The sequence below is a fragment of the Herbidospora mongoliensis genome, assembly GCF_001570545.1.
Taxonomy (GTDB): domain Bacteria; phylum Actinomycetota; class Actinomycetes; order Streptosporangiales; family Streptosporangiaceae; genus Herbidospora; species Herbidospora mongoliensis.
Window position 1 is genome coordinate 365,739 of the sequence record NZ_BBXD01000010.1, and the last position, 15,592, is coordinate 381,330.

Below are 15,592 nucleotides of genomic sequence, written 5' to 3' on the forward strand. Positions count from 1 at the left end.
CGTTGACGCCCGGGGGGAGGGGCGTCCTCCCTCCTCCCGGGCGCCGGTCACGTGGTCCGAGCTACGAGCCGTACACCTCGAACTCGGAGATCTGCGCCGCCGGCCAGCCGGTGTTGCCGGTGACGTTCAGGCGCAGGTAGCGCTGACTGCTGGCGGTGAACGTGATGGTCACCGTGTTGCCGCTCGAGGGGTTGAAGACCCGTCCGGCCGAGGCCGAGAGCGTGTTCCACGTCGAGTTGTTCGTCGAGCCGAGGACCGACAGGGTCTGGGTGCGGGTCGCCCAGGCGGCTGCCGGGGGCAGCTTCAGGACGACGCGTCCGACCGTGCGGTTCTGGCCGAGGTCGACGGTGATCGTCTGGGGGAAGGCGTTGTTGGCGCTCTCCCAGTACGTGTTGGCGTTGCCGTCGACCGCGTTGCCGGGGCCGTAGTTCTGGGCGACGCCGCTGGCCGTGGCCGGCTGGCCCTGCGCCAGGTTCCCCACCGGCTGCGGGGAGGGACTCGGCGAGGGGGACGGAGACGGAGACGGAGAGGGTGAGGGGGACGGCGACGGCGAGGCGCCGGGGGTGCCGTACACCTCGGCCGAGGAGAGCTGTGCGGCGGGCCAGCCGGTGTTACCGGTCACGACGACGCGCACGTATCGGACCGTGGCCGGGGTGGTGTTGATGGACACCGTGTTCCCGGTCGCCGGGTTGAAGGTGCGTCCCGCCGAGGCGGAGAGCGTCGTCCACGAGGAGTTGTTCGTGGAGCCCTCGATGGCGATGGTCTGGGTGCGGGTGTTCCAGGCGGTGGGAGGCGGCAGCTTCAGGTCCACCCGCTGGACGTTGACCGGGGCGCACAGGTCGATGAACAGCGTCTGCGGGAAGGCGTTGTTGGCGCTCTCCCAGTAGGTGTTCGGGTCGCCGTCCACCGCGTTCTGCGGCACGAAGTTCTGGTTGGTGCTGGTGGCCGTGACCGCCTTGTTCCGCGCCAGGTCACCGGTGCCGGGGTTGCAGACCGACGGGCTCGGCGAGGGAGACGGCGAAACGGGGGGCGAAGGCGACGGCGAGGGGCTCACCGGCGGGCTCGGTGACGGTGAGGTCGGCGGGTTCCCGCCACCCGGATAGATGTAGTTCGGGTTCGGCCAGGTGCCCGTGCAGGTCGTGCTGCTGGGGGACCAGCCCGTGTTGCCGCCCAAGTCCGTCATGACGAACCCGCCGCCCACACAGTTGTGGATCGCGGTCCCGGCGCCGATGTAGCTCGCTCTGACGTTCTCGAACGTCATCCGCCCGCCGGACTGGGCCTGGATCATGTACGTGCCCGTACCGGCGATGTTGACGTTCTTGAAGTTGACCGTCTGGGTGGTGCCCTCGATGAGGTGGATGGCGGCGTATGAGCTGTCGATGATGTCGGTGTCGGTCACGTTGATCGTGGCGTTGACCCCTTCGTTGAGGCCGGAGAACCAGATCGCGCCCACGCCGAACTGCCAGTTGTAGTCATTGTTGCCGGTCCGGATCAGGGTGTTCCTGGCGACCGTGTGGGTGCCGGCGACAGCGGTGCCCGAGCCGGAGTTGACGCCCGGATAGCGGTTGGCGATGTGGATGCCGCCGCCGTTGGACAGGGTGTCGGAGACCACGTTGTCGGTGATCTTTATGTCCCGGCCGCCGTAGGTGACGATGTTGTTGGCCAGGATCGGCGCGATCACCGTGTTGAACGTGAACGAGTTGTTGACGTTCGCGATCCGGTCGGGCCACATGGCCAGGCCGTCGTCGCCGGTGTTGCGGACGAAGGTGTTGGTCACCGTCGAGTTCGTCACGCCGGTGTGGAAGTTCACGCCGTCGGCGATCTGGTCGAAGATCCGGGAGTTGCGGATCGTGAAGTTGTTCATGGGGCCGTCCATCCAGGCCCCGACCTTGGTGTCCTCCATCCAGACGTTGTCGATGACCGAGTCGGTCATCGCACCGCCGAAGGCGTTCACCTGGTCGTTGTCCTCACGTTCGCGGATGTCGCCGCGGATGGCCAGGTCGCGCACGACCACGTTGCGGCTGGGGCCGCCGGCCTCGTGGGGGCGGATGCCGCCCTGGTAGCCGCCGCCGGCGACGTACTTGCCGTAGATGCCGACCGCGCGGTTGCGCTGCGTCGGGTGGCGGCCGGTCAGCTTGGTGTGCCAGGGGCCCGACCCGCGCAGGGTGACGCCGTCGACGACGACGTGGTCCCAGAGGGTGTACGTGCCCTCGGGGACGTACACCTCCTTGCCCTGGGCCTTGCCCGCGTCGACCGCGGCCTGGAAGGCGGCCGTGGAGTCGGTCGCGGAGTTGCGGGCGGCGCCGAAGTCGTCGACCGACAGGGATCCGGCCGGGCGCCCGATCGGGGCGGGGGCCACCTCGAAGTCGGCCAGGTCGACCGTGATCGGGACGTTCGACTGGGCCTGGACCCGGATCTTCGTGCCGGCCTGGTAGGTCTGGCCGAACTGGGTCTGGGTCTCGTCGTAGAAGTGGTGGGGGTTGGTGTCACCCGGGTTGTTGTTGAACGGGTAGCCGCCGTAGTACCAGCCGTACACCGAGGTCAGGGAGATGTCCTTGAGCTTGGTGCCGCCGACGCGGATGTCGGCGTTGATCGTCTGGCCCTGGCCGCCGTTCGCGTCGGGGATGCTGTAGCGCACCGTCATCGCGTTGGCGGGTTTGGTCAGGGTGAACTCGACGTACTCGCCCGGGGCGTCGATCGTGACGGCCCGGCGGCCGGAGGCCTCGGAGGGGAGCGTCGTGTAGATCCGGTTGGGCCCGATGAGGCTGCCGTTGTGGGCGGCATCCTCGGCCTCGAACTCGGTGAACGGGACGGTCGCGCCGCGACCCGGGACGCCCCACGGGGAGTCGGCCGAGACGGCTGCGGCTGCGGTGCCGGTGAGACTGGGGATGGCCACCGCGCCCGCCGCGATCAGGGCGGCGCTCGCGAGGACGGCGGACAGACGGCGTGATCGGTTTACCGATGTGGGCATCGGCGGGCCCTTCTAGTCAGGTGCGGGCTCGCGCCGCCGCCGGGGGGCCGGCGAGTGACACGAGCCATAGGGGGTGCTCGGCGCCTCCGTCGCGATCGGTGGTGCCGAGATGTCCACACCATAGGATGGCTAACAGAAGTCCGCAATATTTCAACTTGATTTCGCAAAAGGTCTCCTCTGGGGCCATCTGACACGCCCTGACCCGCGTGGTCATGGGCCCGGGACCGCCCCACGTGCCCGGTCTTGCTCTTCGCCAGCGCCATTGACCTGGCCTTTTGGGCACTCTGATGGGGTCGGTACGCAAACTTTCGGCCAACTGTCAGGGATGTGACGTGTGTAACGTTCATATGTCCCGAGGCGGGCGGACAGAACACGTAAGCGCGCGTATCTCCTCGCAAATCATCGTCGCGGCGGCGCTACCTGGACTGTTGGTTAACCAGAGGTGACTCCATGATCGAGACCTGGTGGGCGGAAAACGCTCTCATGGCGGATCGGCATCGTCGGAATGCAAGCAGGTTGCGTGGATCGGGCGTATAGTTTGCGTTGTGACACGTCGACTTGCAGAGGTAGCGAAGAAAGTCGGAGTCAGCGAGGCCACCGTCAGCCGGGTGCTGAACGGCAAGCCGGGCGTCTCCGACGCGACCCGCGCGGCTGTGCTGACCGCCCTAGACGTCCTTGGCTACGAGCGCCCGACGCAGCTCCGGGGGGAGCGCGCCCGCCTGGTCGGCCTGGTCCTGCCCGAACTGGGCAACCCGATATTCCCGGCACTGGCCGAGGTCGTCGGCGGCGCCCTCGCGCAGCGCGGCTTCACCCCCGTGTTGTGCACCCGCACGGCGGGCGGGCTCTCCGAGTCCGACTACGTGGAGATGCTCCTGGAGCAGCAGGTCTCCGGCGTGGTCTTCGCGGGCGGTCACTACATGGAGGCCGACGCGCCCCATGAGCACTACCTCCGGCTGCTCGACATCGGCCTGCCGGTCGTGCTGGTGAACGCCGCGAGCGACAACCTCGAATTCCCGCGCGTCTCCACCGACGACGCGGTCGCGGTGGAACAGGCCTTCAGCCACCTGGTCTCGCTCGGTCACGAGCGGCTGGGAATAGTGCTGGGCCCCGAAGATCACATACCGTCACGGCGCAAGCTGGCCGCGGTCACCGCGGCGGCGGAGAAGGCCGGCCTCGAAGAGGTGGCCGTCGAACACGCGATGTTCTCCCTCGAAGGCGGCCAGGCCGTGACCAACCGGTTGATCCGGCTCGGCGTCACCGGCATCATCTGCGCCTCCGACCCGCTGGCACTTGGAGCGATCCGGGCGGTCCGCCGCATGGGCATGTCGGTCCCCGAAGACATCTCGGTGGTCGGCTTCGACGACTCGAACTTCATGAACTGCACCAACCCGCCGCTGACCACGGTCCGCCAGCCCATCGAGGCCATCGGCCGCGCGGCGGTGACCCTGCTGGTCAACCAGATCGACGGCGCCCAGGTGACGGCGGAGGAACTCCTCTACGAGCCCGAGCTCGTCGTCCGCGGGTCGACCGCCCCGGCGCGAGTCCGCATCGGAGTCTGACCTCCGGCTTCAGATCTCCGAAGCCCCGCCTTCTCCGGAAGCGCGGGGCTTCGTCATGTCCGGACTCAGATCGTGGAACTCCTGGACGTGCTGGTCGCATCTAACCCATGCAACTGTCGTTCCAGTTCATCTGATCGTCGCTTCCGTGCGTGCTGCCGGGAGCTTGTTTGCAGGTCGATCTCGATGTTTGACTGGAACGGTCATGAGCCTGTCAGGGGACACCTCAAGCACGACAGAGCCCCACGCGCGACCATCAAGGCAGGTCGCCCTCGCGACCTGCGGGTTCTTGTTTCGATCGCGTTCACTACGGCGCACTGTCACTTTTTTGCATCTTGAGTGCCAGACTCTTGCTAGGCAATGTCCGTCTCTGTATGTTTCTCGCAACCGGTAACACGAAGCGGACTCGTAACTCCACCTTCATCGATCGGGCCTTCGGGGGGCTCGTTCCGGAACTTGCCAGACGGACAGGTGCTCTCAAGGTGTCGTGGTTGGCCACGGCAGGAGGGAATCATTGATGCAATCCCGTAAATTCGCGACGTTGCTGGCCGTGGCGGGGCTTACCCTCGCCGCTGCGGCGTGTGGCTCGGAAGAGACCCCGGCTCCGCCGGCTGCGGCCCCGTCCGGCGGTTCGGCCCCGGCCGCCGTCGAGAACGCGCCCGTGTCGATCAGCGTGGGCTGCCAGCCTCCGAAGACGAACCCCAAGGAGCGCGCGCAGTGGGACGCGGACGTCACCGCGTTCCAGGCGAAATTCCCCTACATCACGATCGAGAGCAAGGACGCCTTCCCTTGCATCGTTCCTGAGACCTTCCAGGCCAAGCTCGCCGGTGGCCAGATGGAAGACCTGTTCTACGTCTACTACACCGACGCCGCCCGGATCATCGGAGCCGGCCAGGCCGCCGACATCACTCCTTACCTGAGTGAGGCGCCGGCGTTCGCGGAGATCCGCCCCGACGTGAAGGGCGTGTTCGAGTCAGGCGGCAAGACCTTCGGCGTGCCGCGTACGAACTACGCGACCGGCCTGGTCTACAACCGCAAGCTCTTCACCGAGGCCGGGCTCAACCCCGACATGCCGCCCAAGACCTGGGCTGAGGTGCAGGACGCGTCGAAGAAGATCGCCGCGCTCGGCAACGGCACCGTCGGCTACGGCGAGTACTCCGCCGGCAACACCGGCGGCTGGCACTTCACCTCGTCGATCTACGCCCGCGGTGGCGCGATCACGAGCGAGGACGGCAAGACCGCCGCCTTCAACAGTGAGCAGGGCAAGGCCGTCCTGGAGAACCTCCGCAAGATGCGGTGGGACGACAACAGCATGGGCACCAAGCAGCTGCACCGCTGGGAAGACCTCATGCGCCTGATGGGCTCCGGCAAGCTCGGCATGATGATCGGCGCTCCCGACGTCGTCCAGGCGGTCAACAACGACTTCAAGGGCAAGTTCGAGGACTACGGCGTGACCGCGCTCCCCGAGTCGACCCAGTCGCTGTCCGGCGGCGACGGCTACATGTTCAACGCCAAGGCCACGCCCGACCAGATCAAGGCCGGTCTGAAGTGGCTCGAGTTCAAGTTCCTGACCCCGGGCCAGGGCCAGTTCGACTACGCGCGGAACAAGGCCGACGGCCTTCCGACGGGCCTGCCTCTCACCGACCTGTTCGGGACCGCCGCTGCCGGCGTCAAGATCCAGGCCGACCGTGAGGCGAACGCCAACGTCCCGACGGAGCACTTCGCGCCGTATGTCGAAGGCACCAAGTCGGTGACCTTCAAGCTGGAGCCGGTCAAGGCCCAGGAGATCTACGCCGTCCTCGACACCCCGATGTCGGCGGTCCTCACTCGCCAGGACGCCAACATCGACGAGTTGCTGGCCGAAGCGGAAGAGAAGGTCAACAAGCTGCTCGCAGCGGGCTGATCCACACAGCCGGGGGCCGGTCGTACGGGCCGGCCCCCGTCACACGTTGAGATTGTGAGCGTAAACCGATGACGACCCTCTCCGCGAAGGGTGACCGGCGGCGCCCCCCCGGGGCCATGCGGCGGGCGCTGAGCCGGAACCTCACCGCCTACGGCTTCCTCTCCGGGGCGCTGATCTGCTTCGCGTTCTTCTCCTGGATCCCGATGGTCCGGGAGTTCATCCTGTCCTTCCAGAAGACCAACTTCGTGAACTCGACGGAGTGGGTCGGCCTGGAGAACTTCCGGACGATCTTCGCCGACTCCGCCTTCTTCGCCGCCTGGGCGAACACCCTGGTGTTCACCGGCCTGGCCCTGGTCTTCGGCTACGTCGTCCCGTTCATCGCCGCGATCGTCCTGAACGAGCTTCGCCACGCGAAGAGCTACCTGCGCCTCATCGTCTACTTGCCGGTGATGCTGCCGCCGGCCGTGGCCGTGCTGCTGTTCAAGTGGTTCTACGACCCGGGCCCCGGCCTGTTCAACCAGGTCCTCGGCTTCGTCGGGATCCCGCCGCTGAGCTGGCTCGACTCGACCACGACCGCCCTGCCCTCGCTCGTCATCGTCTCCACCTGGATGAACCTCGGCACCGGCACGCTGATCTACCTCGCGGCCCTGCAGAGCATCCCCAGCGAGCTGTACGAGGCGGCCGAGCTCGACGGCGCCGGTCTGTTCAAGCGCGTGTGGCACGTCACGATCCCGCAGACGCGGCTGATCCTGCTCGTCATGCTGCTGCTGCAGATCGTCGCGACGATGCAGGTCTTCATCGAGCCGTTCCTGCTCACGGGCGGCGGCCCGGAGAACGCGACCATGACCGTGGCGTACCTGATGTACCAATACGCGTTCAGCTTCGGGAACTTCGGCGGCGGCGGCGCCCTCGGACTGATGCTGATGCTCGTGCTCATCGTCTTCTCCGCCTTCTACCTGCGCCTCTCGCGCGACCGCACCTAGCCGAGACCGGCAGAGAGAGGAGGTACACCGATGTCGCAGAGCACCGTCCAGCGCCCGCCCAACGTGGCGAGGCACGAGAAGCCCTCGCCCCGCGAGAACCGCAGGCGCAAGAAGAAGAAGGAACAGCCCCAGCAGTTCCGCGGCCTGGTGTCGCCCCACACGCTCACCACCCGACGCGGGAAGACCATCTACTGGACCGTCCTGACGGTCGTCGTGGTCGGATTCACGGCCGCGTTCGTCTTCCCGCTCTACTGGATGGTCACCGGCGCGATGAAGTCGCCCGACGAACTCGTCGCGGTGCCGCCGACCTTCTTCCCCACAGAACTGAACTTCTCGGTGTACGCCGAGGCATGGGACCTGCTCGACCTGGGCCTGTTCCTGAAGAACACGCTGATCTACGCGGCGGGCGCCTGGGTGTTCACCCTGGCGATCGACGTGTCGGCGGCCTACGCCCTGTCGAAGCTCCGGCCGATCTTCGGCAAGGTCGTGCTGGCGCTGGTCCTGTCGACCCTGATGATCCCCCCGATGGTCATCCTGCTGCCGGCCTACCTGACCGTGGTCGAGGTGCCCATCTTCGGGTGGAACCTGCTGAACACTCCGTGGGCGATCTGGCTGCCCGCGGCCGCCAACGGGTTCTTCATCTTCCTGCTCAAGCGGTTCTTCGACTCGATCCCGCGTGAGCTGCTCGAAGCCGCCCAGATCGACGGCGCGTCTCCGATGCGTATCCTCTGGTCGGTGGTTCTTCCGGTCTCGCGGCCGATCCTGGGGGTGGTCTCCATCCTCGCGGTGGTCAACGTCTGGAAGGACTTCGTCTGGCCTTTGCTCGTCCTGCCGGACAGCGAGAAGATGCCCATCAGCGTCGGCATCTCCTCCTTGTCGGCTCAGATGCCGCAGAACGTCCTGATCGCGGCCCTCGTCATCGCGAGCATCCCGGCGATCCTGGTGTTCCTGGTGTTCCAGCGCAGCATCATGGCCGGTCTGACGGCGGGAAGCCTAAAAGGCTGACCGTGTCGCCAGTGTCGCCCACTCTCCAATAAAGCCTAAGGAGTTGTTCCAGCATGCCCGAAACGTGGTGGCGGGGGGCCGCGATCTACCAGGTCTACCCACGCAGCTTCGCCGACGGTAACGGCGACGGCATCGGCGACCTCGCCGGTCTGCGCGGCCGCCTGGCCTACCTCGCCGACCTGGGGATCAACGCCGTGTGGCTCACGCCCTGGTATCCGTCCCCGATGGCGGACGGCGGTTACGACGTGGCCGACTACCGGGCGATCGAGCCGTTGTTCGGCGACCTGGCGGAGGCGGAGGGGTTCATCGCGGAGGCCCACGAGCTGGGCATCAAGGTGATCATCGACGTCGTGCCGAACCACCACTCCGACCAGAGTGAGTGGTTCAAGGCGGCGCTCGCGGCCGGCCCCGGCTCGCCCGAGCGGGAGCGGTTCTGGTTCCGCGACGAGCCCGGCGACTGGAAGTCGATCTTCGGCGGCCCCGCGTGGACCCAGGTGGACGACGGCCAGTGGTACCTGCACCTGTTCGCGCCCGAGCAGCCCGACTTCAACTGGACCAACCCGGAGGTCCACCAGGAGTTCCAGGACGTCCTGCGGTTCTGGTTCGACCGCGGCGTCGACGGCATCCGGATCGACTCGGCGGCCGTCCTGGTGAAGAACTTCGAGGGTGGCGACCCCGACGGCTACACCGACCTGCCCGAGGTGCACGACGTGTACCGGGGCTGGCGGAGCCTGGCGGACAGCGAGTACACCGACCGGATCTTCATCGGTGAAGTCTGGTTCCCCGACCAGGAGCGGTTCGCCCGCTACCTGCGGCCCGACGAGCTGCACACCGCCTTCAACTTCGACTTCCTGGCCTGCCCCTGGGAGCCGGTGGCGCTGCGCGCCTCCATCACCCAGACGCTGGAGACGCACCTGCCTCTCGGCGCGCCCCCCACGTGGGTGCTGTCGAACCACGACGTGACCCGCGTGGTGACCCGCTACGGACGCGAGATCACCTCCTGGGACCACGGCGCCCGCCGTGACGGCTTCCCCTCGAACCTGGAGCTCGGCTACCGCCGGGCCAGGGCCGCGGCGCTGCTGGCGATGGCTCTGCCCGGTGGCGTGTACATCTACCAGGGCGAGGAACTGGGCCTTCCTGAGGTCGACGACATCCCGAACGACCTGCGGGAAGACCCGATGTGGGTGCGTTCGGGGCACACCGTGCCGGGCCGCGACGGCTGCCGCGTGCCGCTGCCGTGGTCGGGCCAGGAGAAGCCCTTCGGTTTCGGTACGGGCGATCCGTGGCTGCCCCAGCCCGCCGACTGGAACAAGCTGACCGTGGAGGCCCAGCGCGAGGACCTCGGCTCGATGCTGACCCTCTACCGGACCGCGCTCAAGCTGCGCGGCGAACTGCTCGGCGACGGCACCCTGACCTGGTGCGAGTCACGCGACGACGTGCTCGCCTTCCAGCGGGAGTCGGGCCTGGTCTGCGTCGTCAACCTGGGCGCCGAGTCCGCGCCGCTGCCGCCGCACACCGAGGTGCTGCTGTCCAGCGGCCCTCTGGAGGGCGACGAACTGCCCTCCGACACCGCCGTCTGGTTGCGCTGACGGCGGCTCTCTGTCTCGGGTCCGTGACCGCTCGTGGGAAGGCGGTCACGGGCCCGCGCCAATTCGGGGGATGCACACATGGCATTGATCGAGGCCCAAGGGCTGGAGAAGCGTTATCCGGGCACCGACGTGAAAGCGGTGGCCGGGATCGGGTTCCAGGTGGAACGCGGGGAGGCCTTCGGGTTCCTCGGGCCGAACGGGGCCGGGAAATCGTCCACGATGCGGATGCTGGCCTGCGTCTCCCGGCCCAGCGGCGGGACCCTGCGCATCCTCGACCGGGATCCGGTCAGCCACGGCCGTGAGTTACGCGCCCGGCTCGGGGTGGTGCCGCAGGACGACGCGCTCGACCTGCAACTGACGGTCCGCGAGAACCTGATCGTGTACGGCCTGTACTTCGGCCTCTCCCTGACGCACATGCGGGCCAAGAGCGCCGAACTGCTGGAGTTCGCCCAGCTCGCCGAGAAGGCGGGAGAGCGGGTCGAACACCTCTCCGGCGGCATGCGGCGGCGGCTGACGATCGCCCGGTCCCTGGTCAACGACCCGGACATCCTGCTCCTCGACGAGCCGACCACCGGCCTCGACCCGCAGGCCCGCCACATCCTGTGGGACCGCCTGTTCCGCCTGAAGAGCGCCGGCGTGACCCTGATCCTCACCACCCACTACATGGACGAGGCCGAGCAGCTCTGCGACCGCCTGGTGATCATGGACAAGGGCCTGATCGCCGACGAGGGCACCCCCCGCGAACTGATCGAGCGGCATGTGACCCGCGAGGTGCTGGAACTCCGCTTCCCGCCGGGAGAGCAGGAGGCGGCAGGCGAGAAGCTCGGCGGCGACGTCGAGGTGCTGCCCGACCGCCTGCTCTGCTACGCCGACGACGGCGACGCGGTCCTGGGCCGCGTCACCGAACTGGGCCTCCACCCGCTGACCGCCCTGGTCCGCCGGGCCACGCTGGAGGACGTCTTCCTCCGCCTCACCGGCCGATCGCTGACCGACTGATGCCCGGTTCGACGCGCCAGGCGGGGGTGGGCTGATGCTGCCGGCGTTCGTCTACTGGCTGTTCCGCTACCGCCGCACGTGGCAGTCCACGGCTGTCGTCTCGATCGCCAACCCCCTGTTGTTCCTGCTGGCCATCGGCGCCGGGCTCGGCACGCTGGTCCAGGGCGACGTCGAGGGTGTGCCCTACCTGCGGTTCCTCGCGCCGGGCGTGCTGGCGGCCGCGGCGTTCCAGAACGCGTTCATCGACGCCGGGTTCGGGGTGGCGACCGCGCGGGGGCGGGAGCGGGTCTACCAGACCGCCATCGCGACGCCGCTGTCGCCGGGTGAGGTGATGGCCGGCCATCTGCTGTTCGTCGGGCTGCGGGTGTTCGTGGGAGCGCTCGCCTTCGTGGTGGTGATGGCCTGTTTCGGGCTCTTCTCCTCTTTCGGTACGGCTCTCGCCGTGCTCCTGGCCGCCACGCTGACGGGGATCGCGCCCGCGACCGTCGTCGCCGCCTGGGCGGTGACCGTGACCGACTTCCCGCGCCTGAACACCGTGTTCCGATTCGTGGTCATGCCGATGTACCTGTTCTCCGGCACGTTCTTCTCCGTCGAGCAGCTCCCTGACCCGCTCCAGTCGCTGATGTACGCCCTCCCGCTCTGGCACGGCGCGGACCTCTGCCGATCACTGGCCCTCGGCACCGCGACCCTCGGCACGACCACGCTGCACATCGCCTACCTGGGCGCACTCGCGGTCGCCGGGGTGCTGATCGGGCGGGTCACCTTCCGGAAGGTGCTCTATGTCTAGGCTCCCGGCCGCCGGCGGCGCCCATCTGGTGGTGCTGCGCAACGTGTGGGTGCACAAGGGCGGCACCCCGTGGACGATGGCGCTCTTCTCCGTGTACGAGCCCATCCTCTATCTCCTGGCCATGGGCGTCGGCGTGGGAGCGCTCGTCGGGCGGGTCCCCGGGGTCGACGTGCCGTATGCGGCCTTCATCGCGCCCGCCCTGCTGGCGACGGCGATGATGAACAGCGCCCTGGAGGAGACCACCCAGACGGTCTACGGCAAGCTCGCCTTCGACCGTTACTACCACTCGCTGCTGGTCACGCCGGTGACCATCCGCGGCATGGTCGCCGGGGAGCTGCTCTGGGCGGTGCTGCGCGCGCTGGTCACCGGCGTCGGCTTCCTGGTCGTGATCGTGGCCTTCGGGCTGGCGCGGTCACCGCTGGTGATCCTCGCGGTCCCGGCCGGGCTGCTGACCGCCTTCGCGTTCGGCGCCGCCGGGCTGGCGGCGGCCGCCTACGCCCGTGGCTGGCACAGCTTCCAGTACGTCCAGCTCGTGATGCTGCCCATGTTCCTGTTCGCGACGACCTTCTATCCGGTCACGGTCTACACCGGATGGGTTCGGGTCCTGGTGGAAGCGCTCCCGCTCTACCACGCGATCGAGCTGTCCCGAGGGCTGGCGTTGGGCGAGGTCGGGCCGGGGCTGCTGCTGAACGCCGCCTATCTGCTCGCGTTCGGCGGCGTGATGCTGGCGGTGGCCCAGGCCCGCTGGACCACCCTGATGGCTAGGTGAGCCCCGGCCTTCAGGTGATCCGGCGGACGAAGTCGGCGGCCAGCTGGGCGATGTCGGCGGCCTCGTAGGCGTGCCGGTTGTAGATGAGCTGGCCGCGCAGGGTCCCGTCGTGCGACTCGCTGATCAGGATCTCCGGCGGGTGCAGGTCGGGGTCGTCGTCGGGCAGCGTCCACTCCATGATCGGCCCGGCCGGGACGGCGAACTCCTCCGACGGCACCCCCGGCAGATGGGCCGGATGCCCCCAGCTCTCGAACCGGAAGTACGCCGGGAACGGCACCAGCGAGTGCAGGTGCCCCCAGTCGTGGAACTGGCGCTCGGAGGCCGCGAGGAACTCCCGCCGGACGTGGTCGATGACATCCGGTAGCGCTCCCACGCCCGGCACCGCGATCAGGTTCCACCGGAACAGGCAGCCGACCGCGTTCTCGAACCCGGGCCGCGCCCGCCCGCTGACCGGATTGGCCAGCACGAGCTCAGGCGCCCGCGCCCATGCGCCGAGCGTCAGCGCCCAGGCCGCCGCCAGCGCCATCGACACCGTGGCGCCGCGCGAACGGGCCAGGTCAAGCACGTCGGGTACGGCGAAATGATGCGCGTCCGCCGCGCACAACCGCACGTCCCTGGCCCGGCCGGGCAGGCGCTCCAAAGACGTCGGAGCACCCTCCAGCGTGGCCTCCCACCACGGCCGGTGCCGCGCCCATTCGCGGCGTTCCCACGCCACCACGTCGCCGTAGGGGACCGCGGGGGTCAGCGGTGAGGAGGCCCCGTGGCGGATGGCGGAGTAGAGCACCCCGAGCTCCCGCAGCAGCACCGTCGCCGACCCGCCGTCGAAAACCAGATGGTGGACGGAGACGACCAGCACACACCCTTCGGGCAGCTCGATCACCTCGACCCGGAGCAGCGGCCCGTTCTCGACGTCGAAGGGCTCTCGAACCCGGTCGGCGGCCAGTTCGGCGGCCTCTTCCGGCGAAGCGCTCCTGTGCACGCCGATCGGGACGTCCATCGTCGCCAGCACCGGTCCCACGCCCGGGTCGCGGAAGACGGTCCGGAGACTGTCGTGCCGCCGCACCAGCTCCTTGACGGCCTGACCGAGGACGCCGAGGTCGAGGCCCCCGGGCACCCGTACCGCGACATGGACGGGCGGCATGTGGCGCCGCTCTCCGGAGGCGTGCATCCACCGCCACCAGTGGGCCTGCACTCCGGAGAGGGCGCCGTCCTCCAGAACCACGTCGTCGTCGCCTGCGGCGGTGGCCACGGCGTCGCGGATCTGGCCGGCCTGATGCGCCAGCACGGGCTGATCGAAGGCGAAGGTCCCCTCGACGGGCACCCCGAACTTCTCGGCCACCCGCGCGGCGAGCTGAGCCGCCCGGAGCGAGTCGCCGCCCAGGGCGAAGAAGTCATCGTCGGCGCTGGTCGCGGGCACTCCGAGCACACCCGTCCACAACCGCGCGAGGGCCTGCTCCTCGACGCTCTCCAACGGCCGCCCGCTTGGCTTGGCGACCGCGAACAACGCGCGGACCTCGGCCTTCACGATTTTGCCGAGCTCGTTGCGGGGAAGGGCGTCGACGAACGCGTACCGGGAGGGGACTTCGTTCCGGGCGAGCCGCTGATGAAGAAATGTGCGTAGCCGGTCGGCGGTTAGGTCCTCGACTTGTCTCTGGCCATCCGCTTTGGCGGAATCGTCAGCCGGCCCGTCGGTGGTGAGGCTCTCGGGATCCGGTTGTGCCGCTTTGCGGACCACGGCGGTGGCGATCATCTGGCCCATCGTGGGGTGGGGGAGGCCGACCACGGCGACGTCGGCGACCGACGGGTGCTCGCGGATCGCCGCCTCGACCTGGGGTAACGAGATCTTGAGGCCGCCCGACTTGATGACGTCGCTCTCTCGGCCGACCAGGTAGAGGTAGCCGGCCTCGTCGAGGCGGCCGAGGTCGCCCATCCGGGTCCAGCCGTTCTTGAAGGTCTTCGCGCTGGTGCCGGGGTCGCCGTAGTAGGTGCGCTGGGCGGCGGGGGCCCGGAGCCAGACCTCGCCGACCTCGCCGGCGGCCAGCGGTGTCCCCTCTTCGTCGGCGATCATCAGGTCGCCCTGGCTGGTCGCGCGGCCGACCGAATCGGGCCGCCGGGGGTCGACGATCATCGTCGTCTGCGCCGGGACGGCCTCGGTCGACGTGTAGTAGTTGACGATCATGGCCTTCGGGAAGGCTTCGGGCAGTCCTGCCGCCACCCGGGGCGGCAGGGCGTCGGCCGACGAGCTCAGCAGGACCACACTCGACAGGTCGTGGTCGCGCCAGACCCCGGAGTCGAGGAGTTCAGTCGCCATCGCGGGCACCACGAACACCGTCCCGGCCCGGAACTTCTCGATCAGCCCGCAGAACCCGGCGGCGTCGAATCGCGCGGCCACGACCGCCGCCGGGGCCGCAGTCAGGGTGTTGACCAGCATCATCTGGCCCGCGTTGGTGCCGATCGGGAACGCGTGCACGAAGTGCTTCGAGTGGCCGAACGCCCGGAACGCGGGCCTCTCGGCGTGCCCCCAGGCCAGGTTGGCATGGGTGGCCATGACGCCCTTCGGCTGACCGGTGGTGCCGGAGGTGTAGAGGATCTGGGCCGGGTCGTCCAGGAAGAGTTCCACGTCGGGGACGCCGGAACCGGCCGGCGCCTCGGTCAGCACCCAGCGGGCCGCGCAGTCGTCGGTCATGACCTTCAGCGTCGCCGCGGACTGCCGGGCCGACAGTGGCACGGCCACGCCACCGGCCCGCAAAACAGCCATGCAGGCGATGGCGAAATCCACCCATTGATCGTTAGGGAAGAGCAACCCGACCCGGTCACCCCGTTGCAAGCCCTTGCCGAGCAGGGCGTGTGCCCCCGAGTCGGCCGCCGCGTCCCATTCGCCGAACGTCAGTTCCCGGCCATTCGTGCTGATCAGGGCGGTTCTGTCCGGATGGTCGACAGCCCTGGCCCGAAGTAAGTGGGGGAGGGTCGCGGTCATGGGCCCACCTCTTCCGCGTACAGCAGACGGTCGGATTGGGAGTAAATCAGACCTAA

Annotated in this window: 10 protein-coding genes; 8 read left to right on the forward strand and 2 right to left on the reverse strand. The window is 68.5% G+C overall.

Translation table 11 applies throughout. The features are described 5' to 3' along the window. Positions 1–61: 61 nt before the first annotated feature. On the reverse strand, positions 62–2,971 hold the full coding sequence (locus AW272_RS10500; RefSeq protein ID WP_066363163.1) for a galactose-binding domain-containing protein: 2,910 nt from the start codon (positions 2,969–2,971) through the stop codon (positions 62–64). 545 nt (positions 2,972–3,516) lie between these two features. On the opposite strand from AW272_RS10500, the gene AW272_RS10505 reads away from it, so the two are divergent. The 8 genes from AW272_RS10505 (at position 3,517) to AW272_RS10540 (ending at position 12,559) form a co-directional block, all read left to right on the forward strand. After that, positions 3,517–4,530 carry a LacI family DNA-binding transcriptional regulator gene (locus AW272_RS10505; RefSeq protein ID WP_066363165.1) on the forward strand — a complete coding sequence of 338 codons (1,014 nt, stop codon included), beginning with the start codon at positions 3,517–3,519 and terminating at the stop codon, positions 4,528–4,530. Positions 4,531–5,044: 514 nt separating this feature from the next. Beyond that, positions 5,045–6,430 (forward strand): ABC transporter substrate-binding protein, encoded by a 1,386-nt coding sequence (locus AW272_RS10510; protein WP_066363172.1) that lies wholly within the window; start codon positions 5,045–5,047, stop codon positions 6,428–6,430. Between the two features lie 68 nt (positions 6,431–6,498). After that, positions 6,499–7,413, forward strand: a complete 915-nt coding sequence (locus AW272_RS10515; RefSeq protein WP_066363173.1) for a carbohydrate ABC transporter permease — start codon at positions 6,499–6,501, stop codon at positions 7,411–7,413. A gap of 30 nt (positions 7,414–7,443) precedes the next feature. Beyond that, the gene (locus tag AW272_RS10520) at positions 7,444–8,418 is read left to right on the forward strand and encodes a carbohydrate ABC transporter permease (RefSeq protein ID WP_066363175.1); all 975 of its coding nucleotides are present in this window, start codon (positions 7,444–7,446) and stop codon (positions 8,416–8,418) included. 53 nt (positions 8,419–8,471) lie between these two features. Beyond that, positions 8,472–10,007 (forward strand): glycoside hydrolase family 13 protein, encoded by a 1,536-nt coding sequence (locus AW272_RS10525; protein WP_066363177.1) that lies wholly within the window; start codon positions 8,472–8,474, stop codon positions 10,005–10,007. A 78-nt stretch (positions 10,008–10,085) separates the two neighbouring features. Next, positions 10,086–11,003 (forward strand): ABC transporter ATP-binding protein, encoded by a 918-nt coding sequence (locus AW272_RS10530; RefSeq protein WP_066363185.1) that lies wholly within the window; start codon positions 10,086–10,088, stop codon positions 11,001–11,003. A 34-nt stretch (positions 11,004–11,037) separates the two neighbouring features. After that, entirely contained in the window at positions 11,038–11,790 is a 753-nt protein-coding gene (locus tag AW272_RS10535; RefSeq protein WP_066363192.1) for an ABC transporter permease, read from the forward strand. Continuing rightward, a complete protein-coding gene (locus AW272_RS10540; RefSeq protein WP_066363195.1) occupies positions 11,783–12,559 on the forward strand; it encodes an ABC transporter permease in 777 nt (258 codons plus the stop codon). Before AW272_RS10535 ends, AW272_RS10540 begins: the two co-directional genes overlap by 8 nt. 10 nt (positions 12,560–12,569) lie before the next feature. On the opposite strand, the gene AW272_RS10545 is transcribed toward AW272_RS10540, so the two are convergent. Next, the gene (locus AW272_RS10545; protein ID WP_066363198.1) at positions 12,570–15,536 is read right to left on the reverse strand and encodes an AMP-binding protein; all 2,967 of its coding nucleotides are present in this window, start codon (positions 15,534–15,536) and stop codon (positions 12,570–12,572) included. Between the last annotated feature and the right edge of the window lie 56 nt (positions 15,537–15,592).